We start from the raw sequence: 21,674 nt of genomic DNA, 5'->3' as shown, positions 1-21,674 counted from the left end.
GGCTCAGTGCGAGTCGGACCAGGCCTGTGCCTTGAAGAGTTCGGGCTCGTTGTCGATGATCCCGTTGCGGCTGGAAAACCGCGCGCCCTGCTGCTGGGCGCGGTGCAGGCGCGTGCGCAGGAAATGCGCACCGCCCAGGTCGGCACCGGTCAGGTCGGCATATGAAAGATCGGCGTCCTGCATGTCGGCGTTGCGGAAGTTCGCGCCGGCGCAGCGCGCGTGGTGAAACACGCCGAGCGGCAAGCGGGCTTGCGAGAAGTCGGCGCGTTCCAGCAGAGCCCGGGCCCAGATCGACTGGTCGAAGCGCCCGCCGCTGCAGTTCGCATCGCTGAGGTCGGCTTCAGGAAACAGCGCCTGGCATGCGTCCGCGTTCGAGAAGTTCGCGCGCTTCAGCGTGGTGCCCTTGAAGTTGGCTTGGGTGAGCGTGGCGCCGCTGAAGTCGGCATCGTCCAGGCGGCTGTCCGTGAACTGGCACATGCACAGCGAGAGGCCCGCGAAGCGCTGGCCGCTCAGGTCGCACTCCAGGAACATTGCGTTGAGGCCGGATGCACCCTGGAAAATCGCCGTCTTCAGGTCGAGGCGGTAGAAGGTCACATGGCCCAGCGCCGCGCCGGTGAAATCGGCCCGGTCGAGCTGCGATTCCATGAAGCTCGCGCGCTCGAACTGCCGCGACTGCAGGCGGCTTTGCGTGAGCTCGCAGCGAAAGAACTTGGTGAGATCGAGCCTGGCCTGCGCGAAGCTCGCCCGCGCCGCGTGGCACTCGACGAAGGAGGCGCCCTCCAGCGTGGCGGCATCGAAGCGTGCCGCCTCCATGCGGCTGCGAAAGAACTGCGCCTCCTTCAACTGGGCGAAGGAGAAGTCGCATCCCGAGAGCTGGCAGTGCGACAGCGAGCTGCCTTCGAGATTGGCCCGGGCGAGGTTCGCGCCGCTGAAATCGACGTCGTCCATCATCGCGCCCGAGAGGTCGAGGCCGCTCAAGTCCCATCCCCTGCAATCGGCGTTGCCGACCTGGGTGCCATGGCGGATCCTGTCGACGAGTTCATCGCGGGTCATTCGGGCGCTGCGGCGCGCCGTGCGGGCCAGGTCTTGGCGTGCCGTGTGTAGGCGCCGAGCAGGTGGGTGCTGCCGTCGATCAGGCTTTGCGACACGTCGGTGCGAAACAGGTTGGCGCCGCTCAGGTCGGCCTGCGCGAAGACGGCCTTCGAGAAGTTGGCGTCGATGAGGTTGGCGCCGCGCAAGCTGGCGCCGGTGAGGTCGGCACGCACGAAGAGGCTCTCGCCCGCGACGAGCCGCTCGAGCTTGGCGCCCTGCAGCGCGCATTCCGAAAAATCGCAGTTGTCCAGGCGCGCTTCGCGCAGGTCCGCCTGCTGCATCGGCGTCGTGCGCAGGCCGCATTGCTTGAGCGCGGCGCGGCGCAATACCGCGCCGGCCAGCGTGCTGCCGTGCGCGAAGCTGCAGGCATCGAGCCGGGCGTCGGAGAAATCGACCGACCGGCTGCAGTCGCTCGTGACGAAGCTGCAGCGCACCAGGGACGCATTGGTGAAGCGCACATCCTCCAGCGCGCATTCGAGCCATACCACCTGCTGGAAGGAGGCGCCGCCGAAGGCCATGCCGCTCATGCGCAGCTTGGTCAGGAAGACCTGGTGCCAGTCGGAGCCGCGAAAGTCGCAATGGCTCATCTCGCTTTCGGTGAAGCGCGTCTGGTCGAGCACGGTGTTGGCCATGCTGCAGGACGCGAAGCGCGTCTTCTCGCAGTTGGCGCTGCTCAGGTCGGCGCCGGAGAAATCGGCGAACTCGCAGTGCGCGCCGCCGAGGTTGGCGTTGCGGAAGGTCGCACTGGCCAGCGACGTGCGCGAGAGCCGGGCCCGTGCCAGCACCGCGCCGTTGAAGTTGGCGTCCGACAGTTGCGCGTCGTCGAGGTTGGCGTCTTCGAGCGCGGCGCCGGAGAAGTCGGCCCCGCGCAGGTCCATGCCCGAGAGATCGGCCCCGACGAGCCGCATGCCCGAGAAATTGCGCGCCCCGGGCGCGGCCTCGGCCAGCCGCCGCCGGATCTTCGCGGCGCGGAACGAGGGCATGGGCGGCGCGGCGTCGGACAGGTGGGCGCCGTGGAGGTAGCCCTGCCGGATCTGCGCGGTCATCCGATCCTTGGTGCCCAGGGAGATGAGCGTGGGCGGGGGGCTTGCGGGGGTCCCGGCGGGTGGCGCGGCGGCAAGCTGTTCGAGCTGCCGTATCAGCGCGTCGGGGTCGAAGCGCTGCGGCTGCTCGCGGCTTTTCTGCAGCAGCGCGGGGTCGATTTCTTCCTCCTGCCGGCGGCGCATCTGTTCGCCCTGGGCTTGCAGGTTTTTTCGGGCTTCCATCATTTCCCCTTGCATGCGCTCGAAGTACTCGGGCACGTCGTCGAACTCCAGCGGCGCGGCCGGGGGCTGGGGCGCGGGCAGGTACTTGTCGGGATCGACGCCCAGCGCGATGAGTTCGGCGCGGCGGCTTTCGTGGTCGCGCTGCTGGCCGGCACGCAGGTTGCGCAGCAGCGGCCGCGCCATCGGGTCGGGCGCGTCGAGGATGCCCCAGCGCCCGAGGACCGCCTTGGGTGCGAGGTCGCTGTCGCGAAAGGCGAGCAGGCCGCCGCGCGCGGTGTCCAGGCGCTGCAGCAGCACGGATTGGTAATGCGCGAGCTCGCGCGGCTCCTGCGGCAGCTCGAGTGCCGGCATGATGTGCCGCACATCTGCCGCATCGTCCTCGCGCACCGGCAGCACGCCGTGCCAGATCAGCGCCACGCGCTCGCGGTGCGGGAAGAACCAGGCCGTGGTCAGGCGCAGGCCGATCTCGTGCAGGCCGCGGCCTTCCTTGTCGAAGCTTGCGAAGCAGCGCGCGCGCCAGTCGGGCAGGCGGCCGCTCAGCACCGGCTTTTCCGGGTGCATGTTGAGAATTTCGTAGGGCGCGCCGGGCGGGAGCTCCTGGCGCGCGGGCCAGCGCTGGTCTTCGGGCGCGGCGTTGAAGAAGCGCCAGTCCATGTCTTGCGCGAACCCCGGGAAGTGGTGCTCCAGCCAGTGCTGCCCGAACTTGCTGCCCATCAGGGCCATGCGCTGCGGGCTGTCGATGGGCACGGCGCCGAAGCTCGCGGGCGCCACCGCCTGCCCGCGCGAGCGCACGCGGGCATGCACGGCCTCCACGTTGGGTGCGCGGCGCGTGCGGACGCCGTTGATGAGCTCGTCGAACGCGCCGATGCCTGCCGGGTTCTCCGGCACGCCCGGCCCGCCGTAAGCGTGCGCCCAGTCCAGCGGCATGGCCTCGAAGGGCTGCGGTGCGGTCAGGCGGCCGTCGAGCCAGTAGCGCTCGCCCGACACGTGCAGGGACTTCTCGAGATCGGCGACGCGCAGGCGCACGGCGCAGGCGGTCTTGTCTTGTTGGTGGTGGGTGTAGCCATGGCCGCTCGCGAGCACCTCCGGCATGCACTTGGGCACGCCCGCGTCGAACACGCCCAGGCCGCCGATCTCTTCGCCGACGGTCTGCCACAGCTCCTGGTCGGCCATGAGCTTCGGTTCCGCCTCGAGGCTGGCGAACGCCGTGACGGCCACGCCGAGCTGGTCGACGCCCTGCCAGCGGTATGGCCGGGTGAGGATGCCCAGGCGCAGCGGCTTGACGGTTTTCATCGGTCGGAAACCTCCGAGGGTGCACGAAGCCGGGAGCTGTCGGCGCCGTAGTGGGCGGCCGAGGTGCCGCTGCGCTCGACGGCGACCTCGCGGCTCGCCGGATCGAAGCGCACCGCGATGGTCCGGCCGGCCGCGTGGCCGGGCAGTTGGGCGAGGGGAATGGCGGTGGTCTGGTCGACCTCGAAGGTCTCGCCGGTCTCGGCGGCCTGTATGCGAAGGCGCAGCTGCGCGATCGCCCAGGTCGTGCCTTCGCCCGAGCGGCGCTGGCCGGTGTCGGAAAAGGCAATCACCTGCGCCATGGCAGGCGTACCGTGCGCGAGGATGCCGAGGGCCCTTCGCGTGCGCGACAGGCTCTCGGCGTGCTTGCGGCGCTCGCGCAGGAGCGTGACGCAAAGAGTGAACCCCAGCCACGCAAGCAGCGGTGCCAGCACCCACCAGATCGAGAAGGGGACATTCGGCATCCGGCCAAGGCGTTCAGCCGAAGAGCACGAAGCCCTTGAGCGCGCCCCAGAAGCCGCCGGTGTGCTCCGAGGCCACCACGTTCGAGAAGCTCACCGCGCCGAAGTTGGCCTGGTGTGCGTACATGTTCATGATCTGCGCGGTGGCATCCATCTTCTTGATGTTGGTCGTGAACGTGAAGCCGGCGTTGCTGTTGTTCACGCCGTAGGTCGCGCTCGACAGGCCGGTGGCCGTCACCGCCGTCGGCGACCAGTCCCACAGCAGCACGCGGTTCACGCGCTTGACGTGGTTGCCCTCGAAGGTGAAGTCGCCGCTGGCCTTGATCTCGACGTCGCCCGCCGTGGCCTCGATGGTCACCTTCCGGGCCTTGCCGTTGTAGTCGCCGGCCGAGACGGTCGAGTGGTGGTCGCCTGTCTCGATGGTTTCGGTGAGGCCGTCCTTGATGTTGTCCTTGCCGCCGCCGCTCACGATGGTTCGCTGCCAACCGGTCTGGTAGCTTTCCTGCCGGTTGCCGTCGAGCGTCTTCAGTATGGAGTTGCCGGTGTGGATCTCCTCGTCCATGCCGAGCTTCACGTCGACCAGCAGCCCCTTGTCGAAGGTCTCGTGGCGCAGGCCGCCGTTGACCGTGACCTCCGACAGGCCGCTGAGCACCGTCTCCTTCGAGCCGAGCTTGGTGGTGGTCTCGATGCGGTTGTCGAAGAAGTGCTCGGTGAGCGCGCCCGAGACGGTGAGCTTCGAGCCGTTGCGGTATTCGGCGGTGTCCTTCTGCTTGACGAGGGTGTCGCGGGTCTGGTCGACGGTGAGCGTGTCGGTCTTCAGGATGTGGGTGATGCGGTGGCCGTCGACGGTTTCTGTCTCGTCGTTCTCGACGTGGATCCGCAGGTCGTTCTCGACATCGATCTCGAAGTCCTTCTCGGCATGGATGCGCACCAGCTCGCAGCCCGGCGCGTCGTCCAGGATGAATTCGTTCGCGTTGGCCGGCGAGCCGTCCTGGCTGCGGCTCACGAAACCGCTCACGGTCACCTGCGCCGGCAGTTCGAGCGGGGGCATCTGGTCGGCGTTGTAGACCCGGCCGATGATGATGGGCCGGTCGGGATGGCCGCCGATGAAGTCGACCACCACCTCCTGTCCCTTGCGCGGATGGTTGACGGCGCCGTAGTTGGAGCCGGCCCATGCGCTGGAGACACGCACCCAGCAGGAGCTGTTCTCGTCGCTCTTGCCGTAGCGGTCCCAGCGGAACTGCACCTTCACGCGGCCGTACTGGTCGACCCAGAATTCCTGGCCCGCCTTGCCGACCACGGTGGCCGTCTGCGGCCCGTTGGTGCGCGGCAGCGGCGTGACGCGCGGCGCGCGAAAGACATAGGCGCTGGGCTGCACGGCAAAGTCGAAGCTGTAGTGGCCTTCGGCGCCGCCGCTGGCGTAGCCGCCCTCGCGCAGCGCATACGACACCGACACCACAAGGTATTCGCGGTTGTCTTCCTGCCGCGGGCAGTTCTGCATGGTGAAGCGGTAGCCGGGCGCCATGCCGCGCACGTTGGTGTGGCCGATGTCGCGCTCGGCCTGCGCCTGCGCTTCCTCCAGGCGGATGCGCGAGTAGTGCTCGCCCTGTTCGGCCTCGCTGAAGCCGCCGAGCCATTCGTACATCTCGTACTGGCCGTGCTCGTTGCCGCGCGGCTGGCTGCGCATGTTCATCAGGTCGGCGCGGGGCTTCTTGAAGTCGAAGTCGTCCACCACGTAGCTGCCGGGGCGGATCTCCTCGGTGACCTGCCACTGGTCGATCACTTCCTGCCGCGGGTCGGCGCCGCGGTCGGCGGCCAGGTAGCCGATCTTCGCGTAGCCGGGCAGGGTCTCGTGCGCGCCGATGTCGTCGGCCAGCACCAGCGTGTGCTGGCCCTTCTCGTGCGTGAAGTAGTAGTAGATGCCTTCGTGCTCCATGAGGCGGCTCACGAAGGCGAAGTCCGTTTCCTGGTACTGGACGCAGTACTCCCACTGCCTGTAGCTCGCGCTGAGCTTCTTCTCGAAGGCAAAGCCGTAGTCCGCAAACACCTCTTCGAGGATGTCGACCACCGACTTGTTCTGGAATATCTTGCAGTCGCTGGTGCGCGTGAGATACCAGAGCCATGGCCGCACCGTGGCGCGGTAGACCACGTAGCGCGAGGCGCCGTCCTCCTTGCCGATCATCGTGAAGCGGACGATCTGCCCGTTCAGGAAGCGCGGCGCGCCCGCAGTCTGTATCTCCAGCGCCAGCGGCTTGCCCAGCACGGCCTTCATGTCGATCGACATGCTGGGACTCAGCAGTTCGACCTCGAACTCGAACAGCTGCGACAGCCCCTCGGTTCCGTGCATCGAACGGAACATGAGCTGGTCTTCGCCCAGCGGCGTGTGTGCGCGTACGACTCGGGGCATGCGAAAAACTCCCTTGCTCAAGACAGCACCTCCTGCACCAGCATCGCCCACTGCGTGGCGGCCGAAGCAGTGATTGCGAACTTATGTTTGAAGCGCTCGTTCACCGGTGAACCCGCATGGGGCCAGGGGTGCTTCATCGTTGTGCCTTTTGCGTCTGGCATGTGCGCTTCTTTGCAAGTAGCAGGCCAGCGCGGGCCGGGCCTCATGCCGCGTTGCGGCTTCGGCGCCGCCGCCTGTAGGATGTGCGAATGACCCAGCACATCGGAATCGTCGGGTGCTCCGCCGAAGGCGCGGCGCTCTGCTACCAGACCATCTGCGTGGAAGGGGCCGAGCTGCTCGGCCCGCATGCGCATCCTGAAGTGGCCATGCACACGCCCTCGCTTTCGGACTACATGGCGCACATCTACCGCGGCGACTGGCATGGCGTGGGCGAGGTGATGCTGGCCTCGGCGAGCAAGCTCGCGAAGATCGGTGCCGACTTTCTCGTCTGCCCCGACAACACGATCCACCAGGCGCTGCCCTTCATCGAGGCGCGTTCGCCGCTGCCGTGGCTGCACATTGCCGAGTGCGTGGCCGACGAGGCCGCGCAGCGCGGCTTCCGGCGCCTGGCCATCACCGGCACGCGCTGGCTGGTCGACAGCGAGGTCTATCCCGAGAAGCTCTCGGCCCGGGGGCTCGAATACGTCCGGCCCACGGCCCTGGAGCGCGAGGAGATCAACCGCATCATCATGGACGAGCTGGTGCGCGGTGTGTTCACGCCCGACGCGGTGCTGGCGTTCCGGCGCGTGATCCAGCGCATGAAGGACGAAGACGGCTGCGATGCGGTGGTGCTCGGCTGCACCGAGATTCCGCTCATCATGAACGACGTGAATTCGCCGCTGCCCACGCTCGACTCCACGCGGCTCTTGGCGCGCGCGGCGCTGCGGCGCGCCGCGGCCTGAAGCGCCGGCCGCCTCAGCCGGCCAGGAACTGCTCGATCAATCCCGCCACGCGCTGCGGCTGGTCGTGGTGCAGCATGTGGCCCGCGTCGGCCAGCTGCTCGATGCGCACCGACGGCACGGACTTCAGCCGCTCGTGGAATTCTTCGAGCGTGTAGCGGTTCTTCCACCAGCCGTGCAGGCTGTCGTCGGCGGCCTCGATCATCAGCGTGGGCGCCGAGATCCGTGCATAGAGCGCAAGCGTTTCGTCGACCCGGAAGATGTTCGCGTTGATGATCTTGTGCGCGGCGTCGCCGAGGATCTGCCAGCGCTCGCTGCCGTCGGGCTGCAGCTGGAGCGCGGACCAGTGGCTCGCGAGCCAGCCGGCCTTGTCGGGCGTGAGGCGCGGGTTGGTCTTCATGAGCCGCCGCGCCACGCCGTCCACACCCGAGTAGCCCGCCAGCGCCATCTCGCCGCGGTGCAGGCGCTTGAGCTCGTCGATCCATTGGCCGTAGCGCGCGGGCGCTTCCTCGGGCTTGCGCGCCGGCATGCCAAAGCCTTCGAGGTTGACGAGGCGGCGGATGCGCGCGGGCCGGGTGCCCGCGTAGTGCATGGCGACATTGCCGCCCATGCTGTGGCCGACCAGGTCGACCGGCCGCGCCGCATCGCCTTCGCCCGCGTAGTGGTCGAGCAGCCATTCGAGATCGGCCAGGTAGTCGGGCAGCCAGTAGTTGTCGACACCGCCGCCGTCGGTGAGGCCGAAGCCGCGCCAGTCGGGCGCGACGATGAAGCGTTCTTCGGCCAGCGCATCGACCACGAACTGCCAGGAGGCCGCCACGTCCATCCAGCCGTGCAGCAGCACCAATGGCGGCTTGTGGGGCGAGGCCTCGCCCCAGAGACGCACGTGGTAGCGGAGATTGCGCACGGGCACGAATTCGCTGCGCGAGGGGCGGAGGGCTTGGTACATGGGCGCCGATGATACGGAGCCGGGCGGCGGGCCGCAGTCCGGCACAGGACAGCACGCGTCCGGGTTTTGGCTGCGCCGCGAGCGCGCCGCGGAGGAGGGCGGTAGCATCCCGCGCATGAAAAAAATCCAACTCGGCCAGAGCGACCTGCACGTCACCCCCATCTGCCTGGGCACCATGACCTTCGGCGAACAGGTGGACGAGCCCACCTCCCACGCCATCCTGAGCCGCTCGCTCGAGCGCGGTGTCGACTTCATCGACACGGCCGAGATGTACTCGGTGCCCACGCGCCAGGAAACCTACAGCGTCACCGAAACCATCATCGGCAACTGGTTTGCGGCCAACCCCGGTGCACGGCAGAAGCTCGTGCTCGCCACCAAGGTGGCCGGCCCGCTGCGCAACACGCCGTGGGTGCGCGAAGGCGTGGGCATGACGGCGGCCGACATCGTGGCCTCGTGCAACGCGAGCCTGAAGCGCCTGAAGACCGACGTCATCGACCTGTACCAGATCCACTGGCCCGAGCGCCATGTGCCGGCCTTCGGCAACATCTACTACGACCCGGCCAAGGAGGTCTCGCAGACCCCGATCCTGGAGCAGCTCGAAGCCCTCGGCGGACTGGTGAAGGCCGGCAAGGTGCGCGCGATTGGCCTGTCGAACGAAACGCCCTACGGCGTGCACGAGTTCGTGCGGCTGGCCGAGCAGCACGGGCTGCCGCGCGTGGCCACGGTGCAGAACGTCTACAACCTGGCGAGCCGCGGCGTCGAGAACGGGCTGGACGAGACGATGCACCGGCTGGGCGTGTCGCTGCTGGCCTATTCGCCGCTGGCCTACGGCCTGCTCACCGGCAAGTACGACCAGAGCGGCATCACCGGGCCCGATGCGCCCCAGGACGCGCGCATCGCGCGCTACGAGTCGGTGCGCAAGCTGCGCTGGGGCCGCCCCGATGCGCTGAAGGCCGCGCGCCTGTACAACCAGCTCGCGCGCGACAACGGCCTGACGCCCACGCAGCTTGCGCTGGCCTTCTGCTACACCAAGTGGCAGGTGGCAAGCACCATCATCGGCGTGACGACGGTGGCGCAGCTGGACGAAGACATCGATGCCTACGGCACCACGCTCTCGCCCGAGGTGCTGGCCGAGATCGACAGGATCCGGTGGGAGATCCGGGACCCGGCGGCGTGAGCGCCGCGCCGGGCCGCCCCAAGCAAGCTCGCTCCCGCTTGGCGGGAAGGCGCGCAGCGCCAAGGGTGCACCAGTGAGCAAGAAGGCACACGTTTCCGAAACCCCCGCGACGCAGCTGCTGCGCGCGAACAAGGTCGCCTTCACCGAGCATCCGTACGAATACCTGGAGCACGGCGGCGCGCAGCACAGCGCGGCCGTGCTGGGCTTCGATCCCTTCACGGTGGTGAAGACGCTGGTGATGCAGGACCAGGACGCCAGGCCGCTGATCGTGCTGATGCACGGCAACCGCACGGTGTCGACCAAGAACCTCGCGCGGCAGATCGGCGCCAAGTCGGTCGAGCCCTGCAAGCCCGAGGTCGCGCAGCGCCACAGCGGCTACATGGTGGGCGGCACTTCGCCCTTCGGCACGCGGCGCGCAATGCCGGTGTACATCGAATCGACCATCCTCGAACTGCCGAGGATCGCGATCAACGGCGGGCGGCGCGGCTACCTCGTGGGCATCGACCCGCAGGTGTGCGTCGCCCTGCTCGGCGCCACGCCGGTGCAGTGCGCGCTGGCAGAATAGCCGGCGTCGCCGAACAAGAACAACCATTCCTCCCCGCGGAGCGCCGCCTTGAGCTTTCATCTGCCGTCTTTCATCGCCATCGTGGCTTCGTACCTGATCGGCTCGCTGTCCTTTGCGGTCATCGTGAGCAAGGCGCTCGGCATGGCCGATCCGCGCAGCTACGGCAGCGGCAACCCCGGTGCCACCAACGTGCTGCGCTCGGGCAACAAGGGCGCGGCGCTGGCCACGCTGCTGCTCGATGCGCTCAAGGGCTGGCTGCCGGTGTTCCTGATCCGCCATTTCGGCGCCCAGTGGGGCCTGGGTGAAGGCGTGGCCGCGCTGGCCGGCCTGGCGGCCTTCCTGGGCCACCTCTACCCCGTGTTCTTCGGCTTCCAGGGCGGCAAGGGCGTGGCCACGGCGGCCGGCGTGCTGGTGGGCATCGCGCCCTGGCTGGGGCTCGCGACCGGCGCCACCTGGCTGATCATCGCGGTGTTCTTCCGCTATTCGTCGCTGTCGTCGCTGGTGGCGGCCTTCTTTGCGCCGGCCTATTACCTGTTGGGCGGCAATATTGCGTGGCCGCTCGACCGCACGGTGCTGATTGCGATCATCATCATGAGTCTGCTGCTGGTCTGGCGGCACCGCGAGAACATCCGCCGGCTCGCGGCCGGCACGGAGTCGAAACTCGGCTCGAAGAAAAAGGCTTGATAAACACCATGGCATCCATCACACGCTTCCACGTCGGCCCGCGCCTCTCCGAAACAGCCGTGCACAACGGCACCATCTACCTGGCGGGCCAGGTGCCCGACGACACCACGCAGGACATCCGCGGCCAGACCACCCAGGTGCTGGCCATGGTCGACCGCCTGCTCGCCGAGGCCGGCAGCGACAAGTCGCGCATCCTCATGACGCAGATCTTCCTGGCCGACATCACCGACATCGCGGCCATGAACGAGGTGTGGGATGCCTGGATTCCCGCCGGCAACACCCCGCCGCGCGCAACGGTGCAGGCCAAGATGGCCAATGCGGCCTACAAGATCGAGATCGTGGTCACGGCCGCCCAGGCCTGACGCGGGCGGTCAATAGCGTTTTTCGAGGACCATCTGGTCCGCGTCGCGGCGCATCGAGAAACGGTTGATGAAGCTGTTGCCCAGCAGCACGAAGGGCATGGGCTGCGGCGAGACGATGGCGTCGATGTCGTACACCTCCACGTCGCCCACGCGCACCGATTGCAGCCGCAGCTTGTAGCCGCTGGACACGCCGTTGGCGGTGCTCATCTGGATGCGCTGCCCCTTGCTGTAGTCCAGGCCGATGCGCTGGGCATCGTCGGCCGACAGGGCGATAGAAGTGGCGCCCGTGTCGAGCATGAAGGTGACGGGGCGGCCGTTGATGGCGCCCTGCGTCATGAAATGGCCGCGGCTGTCGGCCGGCAGCACGATGCGGCTGCCGCCACCGGTGCCTCCCCCGCCGCCAATGCTGACCGGCGTGTCCATGCGCAGATTGACGCGCTTGCCCTCGAGTTCGACCACCGCCTGCTCGGCCTGCAGCGACACCAGCTTCACGCCCTGGAAGGTCTCGCCGACCGCCACCGTCTTGGGCGGCGCGCCGTTCACGATCAGGATCGCGCGGCTGCCGATGGTGCCGGTCAGCATCACGGAGCTGGCCGCATGCGCCCCTGCAGCGGCAGCCAGCAGCTGCGCTGCGACGACGAGGGCCTTCATTTGCGGCTCAGTCGCGGAAGTTGTTGAAAGACAGCGGCATGTCGGGCACGTCTTTCTTGATGAGTGCCATGGCCGCCTGCAGGTCGTCGCGCTTGGCGCCGGTGATGCGCACCGCGTCGCCCTGGATGGCCGCCTGCACCTTGAGCTTGCTGTCCTTGATGATGCGGGTGATCTTCTTGGCCTGCTCGGACTCGATGCCGCTCTTGACCTTGATGACCTGCTTGACCTTGTCGCCGCCGATCTTCTGAACGTCGCCCTTGTCGAGGAAGCGCACGTCGACGCTGCGCTTGGTGAGCTTGGCGCGCAGGATGTCCTCGACCTGCACGAGCTGGAACTCGGCGTCGCCGATCATGGTGATTTCCTTGTCCTTGAGCTCGACGGCGGCGGCCGTGCCCTTGAAATCGAAGCGCGTTGCGATTTCCTTGGCGGTGTTTTCGACCGCATTCTTCACTTCGGGCAGATTGGGCTCGCAGACGGTATCGAAAGACGGCATGGGCTCTCCTGAATTCACGGGTGCTGGATGCGACAATTCTCCCATGATCGTGGAGAACAACGTCCCGCTGCAGCCGTACAACAGCTTCGGCATCGTCGCGCGCGCGCAGAACCTCGCGCGCATCGCCAGCGAGGCGGACGTGGCCGAGCTGCGGGCCAACCCCCGCTGGCGCGATGCGCCGCGCTTCGTGCTGGGCGGCGGCAGCAACATCGTGCTCACCGGCGACGTCAAGCCGCTGGTGCTGAAGGTCGAGATCAAGGGGCTGCGGCTGGTCGAGGAAACCCCGCGCGCCTGGATCGTGGAGGCCGGCGCGGGCGAAATCTGGCACGACGCGGTGCAATGGATGCTCGAGCGCGGCTACCCGGGGCTCGAGAACCTGGCGCTTATTCCGGGCACCGTGGGCGGCGCGCCGGTGCAGAACATCGGCGCCTACGGCGTCGAGCTGCAGGACCGCTTCGATTCGCTCGATGCCATCGACCTGGACACCGGGCGCGGTTTCACGCTCGACGCCGCGCAGTGCGCCTTCGGCTACCGCGACTCGGTGTTCAAGCATGTGCGCAGCGGCCCCAACGACTTCGGCCTGTCGGGCCGGGCGCTGATCACCCGTGTGCGCTTTCGCCTGCCCAAGCCCTGGAAAGCCGTGGTGGGCTACCTCGACCTCGAGCGCAAGATGGAAGAAACCGGCAACTTCACGCCCAGCGCCACCGATGTGTTCGACTGGGTCTGCGCCATCCGCCGCGCCAAGCTGCCCGACTGGCGCGTGCTCGGCAACGCCGGCAGCTTCTTCAAGAACCCCACGGTCACGCCCGAGCAGTGCGCCGACATCATTGCGCGCGACCCCAAGATCGTGCACTACCCGATGGACGACGGCAGCATCAAGCTCGCGGCCGGCTGGCTCATCGACGCCTGCGGCTGGAAGGGCAAGTCGGTCGGCAATGCCGGCGTCTACGAACGGCAGGCGCTGGTGCTGGTGAACCGCGGCGGCCTCGAGAACCCGGTCACGGGCGGCGAGGTCATGACCCTGGCCAAGGCCATCCAGACCAGCGTGTACGAGCGCTTCGGCATCCGGCTGGAGCCGGAGCCGGTGGTCGTCTGACGGCATGGATCTCGACTTCCTGCACCTGAACTACCGGCGGCGCATTGCCGCCTTGATCTGGACCCGGCGGGCGGTGGTGGCGGGCGCCTTCGTTACGGTGTTCTTCGCCTTGCGCCACGGCCGGCTGGCGCTGGTGCCGTTGATCCTGGCCGCCTGGGCGCTGGCGGCCGCGCTCGGCTTCATGGAAACCAGCCTGCGCCGCCAGTTCATCCGCGAGGCCCGGCTGCCGCCCTTCCTGGCCGGCAAGCTGCGCGCGGCCCATCCCGGCCTGAGCCAGCGCGACGCCGAACTGGTGCTGCGCGGGCTGCGCCAGTTCTTCATGGCGCATTTGCGCAGCGGCCGCAAGTTCGTCGCCATGCCGTCCAAGGTGGTCGATACGGCCTGGCACGAGTTCATCCTGCACACGCAGGGCTACCAGAACTGGTGCAAGGCCGCCTTCGGCGGCATGCTGCACCACAGCCCGGCCGAGGTGCTGGGCAAGGACCCGAAGCGCAACGACGGCCTGCGCCGCAGCTGGTACTGGGCCTGCAAGGAGGAAAGCATCGATCCGCGCGCGCCGGCGCGCCTGCCGCTCCTGTTCGCGCTGGACGTGAAGTTCGGCATCCCGGGCGGCTTCGACTACGTGCCCGACTGCAGGGCGGTCGACCGGCATGCCGGCTCCGATGCCCATTGCGGCACCAGCTTCGGCGACTCGTCGTCCGATGGCGGCGGCTCGGGCGATGCCGGCGGCTTCGGCGGCAGCGAATCGAGCAGCGGCGGCGGCGATGGCGGCGGGGGAGGGGATTCGTCCGGCGGCGACGGCGGCGGTTGTGGCGGCGGGTGCGGGGGTGGCGGCGGCGATTGACCGGCCGGAGCGGCGCACCAGGCGTACGCACCAAAGCAAACGGGCCCGCGAGGGCCCGTTCGTCATTGGAGAAAGCGCGTGGCGCTTACTTGGTCTCGTCGTCGTTCGAGAGCCGCGGCACCGCGGTGCCCTGGCCCGGCGACAGCAACCCGGTGCGGGTGTAGATCGCGAGCTTCTCGCGCGTGTCGACGATGTCGAGGTTGCGCATCGTGAGCTGGCCGATGCGGTCCAGCGGCGTGAACGCGCCCGCGACCTTCTCCATGCTCAGGCGCTCGGGCTTGTAGGTGAGGTTGGGCGAGACGGTGTTGAGAATCGAATAGTCGTTGCCGCGGCGCAGCTCGATCGTCACTTCGCCGGTGACGGCGCGCGCCACCCAGCGCTGTGCGGTCTCGCGCAGCATGATGGCCTGAGGATCGAACCAGCGGCCCTGGTAGAGCAGGCGGCCGAGCTTGCGGCCGTGGTCGCGGTACTGCTCGATGGTGTCTTCGTTGTGGATGCCGGTCACCAGGCGCTCATAGGCGATGAACAGCAGCGCGAGGCCCGGAGCCTCGTAGATGCCGCGGCTCTTGGCCTCGATGATGCGGTTCTCGATCTGGTCGCTCATGCCCAGGCCGTGCCGGCCGCCGATGCGGTTGGCTTCCAGGATCAGCTCGACGAGGTTCGCATGTTCGACGCCGTTGAGGGCGACCGGGCGGCCTTCCTCGAAGCGCACGCTGACCGTCTCGCGCTTGACCTCGACCTCGTCCTTCCAGAACGCCACGCCCATGATCGGCTGCACGATCTGCATGCCGCTGTCGAGGTTCTCCAGGTCCTTGGCCTCGTGCGTGGCGCCGAGCATGTTGGAGTCGGTGCTGTAGGCCTTCTCGGCCGACATCTTGTAGCCGAAGCCGGCCTTGGTCATGAAGGCCGACATCTCGGCCCGGCCGCCGAGCTCGTCGATGAACAGCTGGTCGAGCCAGGGCTTGTAGATCTTGAGGTTCGGGTTGGTGAGCAGGCCGTAGCGGTAGAAGCGCTCGATGTCGTTGCCCTTGTAGGTGCTGCCGTCGCCCCAGATGTGGACGTCGTCTTCCTTCATGGCCGACACCAGCATGGTGCCGGTCACCGCGCGGCCGAGCGGCGTGGTGTTGAAGTAGGTGACGCCGGCGGTGGTGACGTGGAAGGCGCCGGCCTGCAGCGCGGCAATGCCTTCGTTGGCGAGCTGCGCGCGGCAGTCGATCAGGCGGGCGTTCTCGGCGCCGTAGAGCATCGCCTTGCGCGGGATCTCGTCGTAGTCGGGCTCGTCGGGCTGGCCGAGGTTGGCGGTGTAGGCATAGGGAATCGCGCCCTTCAGCTTCATCCAGTGCAGTGCCGCGCTGGTGTCCAGGCCGCCCGAAAAGGCAATGCCGACCTTCTGGCCGGCGGGAACGTTTTGGAGAATGGTCGACATGTGGGTGTTCCGTTTGTGGTGGCGCTGTTCAATGACTCATGGCGTCGGTGCCGCGCTCTGTGCCGGGGATACCGTGGAACCGGCTTTGCCGGGCCACTGGTATCGCCCCCTGCAAGGGGGTTGGCGAAGCGACACGAAGTGCGCGGAGCTTGGGGGTTTATCCAAAGTGGCAGATGTAGCTGTAGGGCTCGCCAGTGACCCGGATCTGGAAGCTCGAATTGCCCGGCACGCTGAACTTCTGGCCGGCGCCCGAGGCGATCCATTCGGTGGTTCCCGCCAGCTGGTATTCGCAGCTGCCGGCGGTGCCTTCCATGATCTCGGGCGCGCCGGTGTTGAAGGTCAGGGTGGACGGAAGGATCACGCCGACCGATTTCTTGGTGCCGTCGGCCAGCGTGAGGCTGTGGCTCACGCACTTGCCGTCGAAATACACATTGGCCTTGGTCGCCACTGCGGCGCTGTTGAGAGTGTCGGTAGTCGTCGTCATTGGATGGCGCCGGCGCATGCGCGGTCGGCTTGTCGAGGACGCGCCACCGCGGCGGCGCACCCCTTGGGGGTTGGAAAAGTCCTCGATTTTAGGGCTTGGCCGGCACCGCCAGCCCGGCCCGCCGCATCGGGCGGCTCAGCGCCAGTGGCGGTAGCCGTATCCGCGGTAGCCGCCCCAGCCCCTCGAGTACCCCAGGTTGAGCGAAATGCCCACCGGCGGGTAGGCATAGGGATAGGCGTAGGGATAGGTGTAGGCAGGCTGCACGTAGACGGGCGGCGCATACACCGGTGCCGGCTGCACGTAGACCGGCGCCGGCGCATTGGAGACCACCACGCCCGGCTCGGGCACGACGTTGTCCCAGGGCGCGCCGTCCGGCTGCGCGTATTGCGGCTGCTGCTGTTGGTACTGCTGCTGATACTGTTGTTGCTGGCCGCCGTTGTTGGCCTCGACGGGGTAGGGCTGCAACTGCGGCTGCGGCGCCACAGGCGAGGTCGTCACGCCATAGGCGCCGACCTCGACCGGGATGGTCGCGCCCGGCCGGCTGTTGGTGCGGGTGGTGTACTGGCGGCCGTTGTATTCGTAGGTGACGTTGTAGCTCACGTCGCTGCCGGTCGTCTCGCGGATCGGGGTGGCCGAAATCACCCGGGCCTGGACCACTTGCTGGGCCTGCACCACGCTGGCGCCGGTCGCCAGCAGGCCGGCCACGGAAAGACCCGCAAGGGTGCGAAAAACGTGCTTGTTCATGGTGTTCTCTCCTGCAGATCGAGGTTGGAGGCCGGCCGGCAAGGCGGGGTTCCGGCATTTACACGGCATTCACGGCGTTCACGGTGGCCCAGGCTTCGGCATCGAACCCCGTCGTAACGCCGGTTTTCGGGCCCCAGTTGACCACCGGCCGCTTGATCAGGCTCGGGTTGGCCAGCAGCATGGCGCGCGCCGAGGCGGCGTCGACCACCGCGTTGCGGGTGGCTTCGTCGAGCTTGCGCCAGGTGGTGCCGCGGCGGTTGACCAGCGCCTCCCAGCCGGGCTTCCTGAGCCACTGGTCGAGCTCGGCCTCGGGCACGCCCTGTTTCTTGAAGTCATGGAAGGTGTAGGCCACGCCGTGGTCGTCGAGCCAGGTGCGGGCGCGCTTGACGGTGTCGCAGTTCGGAATGCCGTAGAGGGTTGTCATGGACGCCAATGATGCCGATAAAACGTGGGGCGCCGGGCGCTTTGCGGGTCGGCGACAATGCCGGGCTCCATGGAAACCCTTAACGACTGGCTCGCGCGCGCCGAGCAACTCCATCCCAAGAACATCGAGCTCGGCCTCGACCGCGCCAAGGAAATGGCCTCCCGGATGGGCCTGCGCTTCGACTGCCCGGTGATCACCGTGGCCGGCACCAACGGCAAGGGTTCGACCTGCGCCATGCTCGAATCGATCCTCACGCACGCCGGCTACCGCACGGCGGTGTTCACGTCGCCGCACCTGGTGCGCTTCGAGGAGCGGCTGCGGCTGGCGGGCGAAGCGGTCGATGCTTCCAAACTGATAGCAAACTTCGAGGCGGTGGAAGTGGCCCGGGGCGACATGCCCCTGACGTACTTCGAATTCACCACGCTGGGCATCCTGCGCTGCATGATCGAGGAAAAGCCGGACGTGGCCATCCTGGAAGTCGGCCTCGGCGGCCGGCTCGATGCGGTCAACATCATCGACACCGATTGCGCGGTCATCACCAGCATCGACCTCGACCACATGGACTATCTCGGGCCCGACCGCGAAAGCATCGGCTTCGAGAAGGCCGGCATCATGCGCGCGGGCAAGCCCGCCATCGTGAGCGACCCGATGCCGCCGCAAAGCGTCGTCGACCATGCAGCAGCCGTCGGCGCCGACCTCTGGCGCTTCGGGCACGACTTCAATGTGTCGGGCGACAAGCAGCAGTGGGGCTGGTCGGGCCGCGGGCGGCGCTACAGCGGGCTGGCCTATCCCGCGCTGCGCGGCGCCAACCAGCTGCTCAATGCCGCCGGCGTGCTCGCGGCGCTCGAGGCGCTGCGGCCCCGGCTGCCGATCACCGCGCAGGCGGTGCGCACGGGGCTCGCGATGGTCGAGCTGCCCGGCCGCTTCCAGATCGTGCCGGGCGAGCCCGCGCTGGTGCTCGATGTGGCGCACAACGCCCACGCGGTCGCGGCGCTGGCGGAGAACCTCGACGCGATGGGTTTCTACCCCACCACGCATGGCGTGTTCGGCGTCATGGCCGACAAGGACCTGGCCCCGATCCTCGCGCGCATCGGCCCGATGATCGACCGCTGGTACTTCACCGACCTGCCGACCCAGCGCGCCGCCAAGGCCGCAGATCTGCTCGCGAGCTGGCAGGCGCAGAACACGCGCACCGACGTGTCCGGCAGCGTGCATGCGAACCCGATGGAGGCGCTGCGCGCAGCCATCGAGCGCGCGGACCCCGCTGATAGAATCGTGGTCTTCGGATCGTTCTTCACCGTGGGTGGCGTGCTGGAGCATGGCACTCCGCGGCTGCAAGCCAAACACCTGCTGCCCGGCGGCTGATCGCCGGCCCGTCCGCACCATCTGGCACACACCTCGCTGCACTCCTTCAGGGATCGAACTTCATGGCGTTTTTCAAGTTCCGCACGCGCGGCCAGCAAGGCAACGAAGGACGCAGCGCACCGGCCGCCGTCCCCGCGGAAAGTGTCGAAACCATGCGGCGCCGTGCGCGCCACCGGCTGGTGGGCGCGGCGGTCCTGGTGCTGCTTGGCGTGATCGGATTCCCGCTGCTGTTCGATACCCAGCCGCGCCCGGTCGCGGTCGACATTCCGATCGAGATTCCCGACCGCAACAAGGTCAAGCCGCTGCCCGTGCCCGCCACGCCGGCACCCGCCGCACCGGCGACCGGCGCGGCCGATCCCGGCGCCCGCGTGGCCGCTGCACCGTCGGGCAGCGGCGGCATGATCACCGAGAGCGCCGACGGCACCGAGATAACCGATCCCGGCAAGCCGGCGGCCAGCACGCCTCCGGCCGAGACCCGGCCCGCGGCCGAGGCCAAGCCGGAGCGCAAGCCAGAACCCAAGCCCGAGCCCAAGCCGGAACACAAACCCGAGCCGAAGCCCAAGCCCGAAGCCAAGCCGGAAGCCAAACCCGAAGCCAAGCCCGCCGCCCCCAAGCCGGCCTCGGCTGACGACGGCAACCGCGCGCGTGCCTTGCTCGAAGGCAAGCCGTCCAACACCAGCACCAAGCCCGCTGCGTCCGAAGACGGCGGCCGCTTCGTGGTGCAGGTCGGCGCCTTTGCCGATGCCGACAAGGCCCGCGAGGTGCGGCAGAAACTCGAGAAGGCCGGCCTCAAGACCTATGTGCACGTGGCCAAGACGGCCGATGGCGAGCGCACGCGTGTGCGTGTCGGCCCGTTCGGCTCGCGTGCCGAGGCGGACAAGGCCGCCGAGAAGGTCAAGGGCTTGTCTTTGTCGGCTGCCATCCTCACGTTGTAGTAGCCATCGCCCGCCGCCGTGGCCCTGCTCGACTGGATCGCCGTCACGCTCGTCGTCGTGTCGATGCTGTTCGGCCTGGTGCGCGGCCTGGTGTTCGAGGTGATTTCGCTGGTGGGCTGGGTGGCTGCATTCATTGCCGCCCAGTGGCTGGCGTCGGATGTGGCGGCCTGGCTGCCCTTCGGCGACCCGCAGGCCACCTGGCGCTATCCGCTGGCCTTCGTGCTGGTGTTCGTCGGGGTGGCGTTCGGCGTGGGCCTGGTGGCGGCGCTGACGCGAAAGCTGATTGCGGCTGTCGGCCTCAGGCCGGTGGACCGGATATTGGGTGGGGCCTTCGGGGCGGCGCGGGGCGTGGTTGCCCTGCTCGTGCTGGCGGTCATTGTTCATTTGCTGGCGTTGAGCGACAGTGCCTGGTGGCACGAATCGCACAGCGCCAATGTTCTCGATGCGGCATTGCAGGGCCTGAAACCCGCGCTGCCTGAAAAGTTGGCAAGCTACCTGCCCTGAGAGGAATCGTTCATGTGTGGAATCGTCGGCGTTGTCAGCAACGCACCCGTCAATCAGCTGCTCTATGACGCCTTGCTGCTGCTGCAGCACCGCGGCCAGGATGCGGCCGGCATCGTCACCCTGCTGGAGCGCAAGTTCTTCATGCACAAGGCCAAGGGCATGGTGCGCGACGTGTTCCGCACGCGCAACATGCGCGCGCTGCCGGGCAGCGTGGGCCTGGGCCAGGTGCGCTACCCGACCGCGGGCAACGCCTACAGCGAGGAAGAGGCGCAGCCCTTCTACGTGAACGCGCCCTTCGGCATCGTGCTGGTGCACAACGGCAACCTGACCAACGCGCATGCGCTGCGCTCGGAGCTGTTCTCCACCGACCACCGCCACACCAACACCGAGAGCGACTCCGAAGTGCTGCTCAACGTGCTGGCCCACGAGATCGAGCGTTCCTCGCGCGGCGTGCCGTTGCATCCGGCCGAGGTGTTTGCCGCTGTCAAGAATGTCTACAAGCGCCTGCGCGGCTCGTACGCCGTGGTGTCGCTGATCGCCGGCCACGGCCTGCTGGCCTTCCGTGACCCCTACGGCATCCGTCCGCTGTGCATGGGCCGCAGCGCCGACGGCACCGTGATGGTGGCGAGCGAATCGGTGGCGCTCGAAGGCTCGGGCCACGTGTTCGAGCGCAACATCGAGCCGGGCGAAGCGGTGTTCATCGACCTCGAAGGCAACGTGCATTCGATGCAGTGCGCCGAAGGGGCGACGCTCAACCCGTGCATCTTCGAATTCGTCTACCTGGCCCGGCCCGACTCGGTGCTCGACGGCATTTCGGTCTACCAGGCGCGGCTCAACCTGGGCGAAACGCTGGCCAAGCGCGTGGTGTCCACCGTGCCGCCGAACCAGATCGACGTGATCATTCCCATCCCCGAATCGAGCCGGCCGAGCGCCACGCAGCTCGCGCACCTGCTCGGCGTGCCGTACCGCGAAGGCTTCGTGAAGAACCGCTACGTGGGCCGCACCTTCATCATGCCGGGGCAGGGCGTGCGCAAGAAGTCGGTGCGCCAGAAGCTCAACGTGATTGCCAGCGAGTTCAAGGGCCGCAACGTGCTGCTGGTGGACGATTCCATCGTGCGCGGCACCACCAGCCGCGAGATCGTCCAGATGGCGCGCGACGCCGGTGCGCGAAAGGTCTACCTGGCCAGCGCGGCGCCGCCCGTGCGCTACCCCAACGTCTACGGCATCGACATGCCCACCAAGGACGAGCTGGTCGCGCACGACCGCACCGTCGAGCAGATCCGCGAGCTGATCGGCTGCGACGCGCTGATCTACCAGGACGTCGACGCCATGAAGCGCGCCATCGGCTCGCTCAACCCCAAGCTCGACGGCTTCGATGCCTCCTGCTTCGACGGCGTGTACGTGACCGGCGACATCGACACCGAAGCCATCTCGCGCATGAACGGCAACCGTCCGCGCGTCGAGGAGACCGAAGAAGATTCTTCGCGCCTGGCGCTTCCCAACCACAGCGAGTGAGAGCCG

At 67.9% G+C, this 21,674-nt stretch carries 22 protein-coding genes; 11 read left to right on the top strand and 11 right to left on the bottom strand.

The window, feature by feature from the left end; all coding sequences use genetic code 11:
• Nucleotides 1-3: 3 nt before the first annotated feature.
• Genes ACAM58_RS18390 through ACAM58_RS18375 form a run of 4 tightly spaced genes read right to left on the bottom strand, consistent with a single transcriptional unit; the run spans nucleotide 4 to nucleotide 6,515 of the window.
• Nucleotides 4-1,053, bottom strand: coding sequence for a pentapeptide repeat-containing protein (locus ACAM58_RS18390; RefSeq protein ID WP_369663227.1), 1,050 nt, complete (start codon nucleotides 1,051-1,053; stop codon nucleotides 4-6).
• The gene (locus ACAM58_RS18385) at nucleotides 1,050-3,650 is read right to left on the bottom strand and encodes a DUF2169 domain-containing protein (RefSeq protein WP_369663226.1); all 2,601 of its coding nucleotides are present in this window, start codon (nucleotides 3,648-3,650) and stop codon (nucleotides 1,050-1,052) included. Before ACAM58_RS18385 ends, ACAM58_RS18390 begins: the two co-directional genes overlap by 4 nt.
• Nucleotides 3,647-4,111 (bottom strand): hypothetical protein, encoded by a 465-nt coding sequence (locus tag ACAM58_RS18380; protein WP_369663225.1) that lies wholly within the window; start codon nucleotides 4,109-4,111, stop codon nucleotides 3,647-3,649. The genes ACAM58_RS18385 and ACAM58_RS18380 overlap by 4 nt, the downstream gene beginning before the upstream one ends.
• A 13-nt stretch (nucleotides 4,112-4,124) precedes the next feature.
• On the bottom strand, nucleotides 4,125-6,515 hold the full coding sequence (locus ACAM58_RS18375) for a type VI secretion system Vgr family protein (protein ID WP_369663224.1): 2,391 nt from the start codon (nucleotides 6,513-6,515) through the stop codon (nucleotides 4,125-4,127).
• 248 nt (nucleotides 6,516-6,763) lie between these two features.
• Here ACAM58_RS18375 and ACAM58_RS18370 point away from each other — a divergent pair, with 248 nt between their 5' ends.
• Complete coding sequence (locus ACAM58_RS18370; RefSeq protein ID WP_369663223.1) at nucleotides 6,764-7,456, top strand: aspartate/glutamate racemase family protein; 693 nt, start codon at nucleotides 6,764-6,766, stop codon at nucleotides 7,454-7,456.
• 13 nt (nucleotides 7,457-7,469) lie between these two features.
• Here ACAM58_RS18370 and ACAM58_RS18365 read toward each other — a convergent pair whose 3' ends face one another.
• Complete coding sequence (locus ACAM58_RS18365) at nucleotides 7,470-8,399, bottom strand: alpha/beta fold hydrolase (RefSeq protein WP_369663222.1); 930 nt, start codon at nucleotides 8,397-8,399, stop codon at nucleotides 7,470-7,472.
• Between the two features lie 115 nt (nucleotides 8,400-8,514).
• Here ACAM58_RS18365 and ACAM58_RS18360 point away from each other — a divergent pair, with 115 nt between their 5' ends.
• From ACAM58_RS18360 to ACAM58_RS18345, 4 genes are all read left to right on the top strand, one after another.
• Nucleotides 8,515-9,576 (top strand): aldo/keto reductase, encoded by a 1,062-nt coding sequence (locus ACAM58_RS18360; protein WP_369663221.1) that lies wholly within the window; start codon nucleotides 8,515-8,517, stop codon nucleotides 9,574-9,576.
• A gap of 73 nt (nucleotides 9,577-9,649) precedes the next feature.
• Nucleotides 9,650-10,141, top strand: a complete 492-nt coding sequence (locus ACAM58_RS18355; RefSeq protein WP_015866551.1) for an aminoacyl-tRNA deacylase — start codon at nucleotides 9,650-9,652, stop codon at nucleotides 10,139-10,141.
• A gap of 48 nt (nucleotides 10,142-10,189) precedes the next feature.
• Complete coding sequence (gene plsY / locus ACAM58_RS18350) at nucleotides 10,190-10,825, top strand: glycerol-3-phosphate 1-O-acyltransferase PlsY (RefSeq protein ID WP_015866550.1); 636 nt, start codon at nucleotides 10,190-10,192, stop codon at nucleotides 10,823-10,825.
• Nucleotides 10,826-10,833: 8 nt separating this feature from the next.
• Nucleotides 10,834-11,187 (top strand): RidA family protein, encoded by a 354-nt coding sequence (locus ACAM58_RS18345; protein ID WP_015866549.1) that lies wholly within the window; start codon nucleotides 10,834-10,836, stop codon nucleotides 11,185-11,187.
• A gap of 9 nt (nucleotides 11,188-11,196) precedes the next feature.
• Here ACAM58_RS18345 and ACAM58_RS18340 read toward each other — a convergent pair whose 3' ends face one another.
• The gene (locus tag ACAM58_RS18340; protein ID WP_369663220.1) at nucleotides 11,197-11,838 is read right to left on the bottom strand and encodes a TIGR02281 family clan AA aspartic protease; all 642 of its coding nucleotides are present in this window, start codon (nucleotides 11,836-11,838) and stop codon (nucleotides 11,197-11,199) included.
• 7 nt (nucleotides 11,839-11,845) lie between these two features.
• Nucleotides 11,846-12,331 (bottom strand): YajQ family cyclic di-GMP-binding protein, encoded by a 486-nt coding sequence (locus tag ACAM58_RS18335; RefSeq protein WP_015866547.1) that lies wholly within the window; start codon nucleotides 12,329-12,331, stop codon nucleotides 11,846-11,848.
• A 43-nt stretch (nucleotides 12,332-12,374) separates the two neighbouring features.
• Here ACAM58_RS18335 and murB point away from each other — a divergent pair, with 43 nt between their 5' ends.
• Together murB and ACAM58_RS18325 are read left to right on the top strand one after the other, a co-directional pair.
• Nucleotides 12,375-13,427, top strand: a complete 1,053-nt coding sequence (gene murB / locus ACAM58_RS18330) for a UDP-N-acetylmuramate dehydrogenase (protein ID WP_369663219.1) — start codon at nucleotides 12,375-12,377, stop codon at nucleotides 13,425-13,427.
• Nucleotides 13,428-13,431: 4 nt separating this feature from the next.
• A complete protein-coding gene (locus tag ACAM58_RS18325) occupies nucleotides 13,432-14,271 on the top strand; it encodes a hypothetical protein (RefSeq protein ID WP_369663218.1) in 840 nt (279 codons plus the stop codon).
• A gap of 85 nt (nucleotides 14,272-14,356) precedes the next feature.
• Here the strand turns inward: ACAM58_RS18325 and argG are convergent, their stop codons facing one another.
• The 4 genes from argG to ACAM58_RS18305 form a co-directional block, all read right to left on the bottom strand.
• Entirely contained in the window at nucleotides 14,357-15,697 is a 1,341-nt protein-coding gene (gene argG, locus ACAM58_RS18320) for an argininosuccinate synthase (protein ID WP_015866544.1), read from the bottom strand.
• A 157-nt stretch (nucleotides 15,698-15,854) separates the two neighbouring features.
• Nucleotides 15,855-16,181, bottom strand: a complete 327-nt coding sequence (locus tag ACAM58_RS18315; RefSeq protein ID WP_369663217.1) for a pyrimidine/purine nucleoside phosphorylase — start codon at nucleotides 16,179-16,181, stop codon at nucleotides 15,855-15,857.
• 135 nt (nucleotides 16,182-16,316) lie between these two features.
• Nucleotides 16,317-16,925 carry a hypothetical protein gene (locus ACAM58_RS18310; RefSeq protein WP_369663216.1) on the bottom strand — a complete coding sequence of 203 codons (609 nt, stop codon included), beginning with the start codon at nucleotides 16,923-16,925 and terminating at the stop codon, nucleotides 16,317-16,319.
• Nucleotides 16,926-16,983: 58 nt separating this feature from the next.
• Nucleotides 16,984-17,349, bottom strand: coding sequence for an ArsC family reductase (locus ACAM58_RS18305; RefSeq protein ID WP_369663215.1), 366 nt, complete (start codon nucleotides 17,347-17,349; stop codon nucleotides 16,984-16,986).
• Between the two features lie 57 nt (nucleotides 17,350-17,406).
• Here ACAM58_RS18305 and folC point away from each other — a divergent pair, with 57 nt between their 5' ends.
• The 4 genes from folC to purF all read left to right on the top strand — a co-directional run bounded on the left by folC (nucleotide 17,407) and on the right by purF (nucleotide 21,668).
• Nucleotides 17,407-18,714, top strand: a complete 1,308-nt coding sequence (gene folC / locus ACAM58_RS18300) for a bifunctional tetrahydrofolate synthase/dihydrofolate synthase (RefSeq protein ID WP_369663214.1) — start codon at nucleotides 17,407-17,409, stop codon at nucleotides 18,712-18,714.
• 62 nt (nucleotides 18,715-18,776) lie between these two features.
• Nucleotides 18,777-19,649 carry an SPOR domain-containing protein gene (locus ACAM58_RS18295; protein WP_307596313.1) on the top strand — a complete coding sequence of 291 codons (873 nt, stop codon included), beginning with the start codon at nucleotides 18,777-18,779 and terminating at the stop codon, nucleotides 19,647-19,649.
• 18 nt (nucleotides 19,650-19,667) lie between these two features.
• On the top strand, nucleotides 19,668-20,153 hold the full coding sequence (locus ACAM58_RS18290; protein WP_015866538.1) for a CvpA family protein: 486 nt from the start codon (nucleotides 19,668-19,670) through the stop codon (nucleotides 20,151-20,153).
• A gap of 12 nt (nucleotides 20,154-20,165) precedes the next feature.
• Nucleotides 20,166-21,668, top strand: a complete 1,503-nt coding sequence (gene purF, locus ACAM58_RS18285) for an amidophosphoribosyltransferase (RefSeq protein ID WP_015866537.1) — start codon at nucleotides 20,166-20,168, stop codon at nucleotides 21,666-21,668.
• Nucleotides 21,669-21,674 lie beyond the last annotated feature (6 nt).

It is taken from the genome of Variovorax sp. V116 (assembly GCF_041154435.1).
In the GTDB taxonomy this organism is placed as follows: Bacteria; Pseudomonadota; Gammaproteobacteria; order Burkholderiales; family Burkholderiaceae_C; genus Variovorax; species Variovorax paradoxus.
Note: the sequence above shows the minus strand (reverse complement) of the source record. Positions and strands in the feature narration are given on the sequence as shown.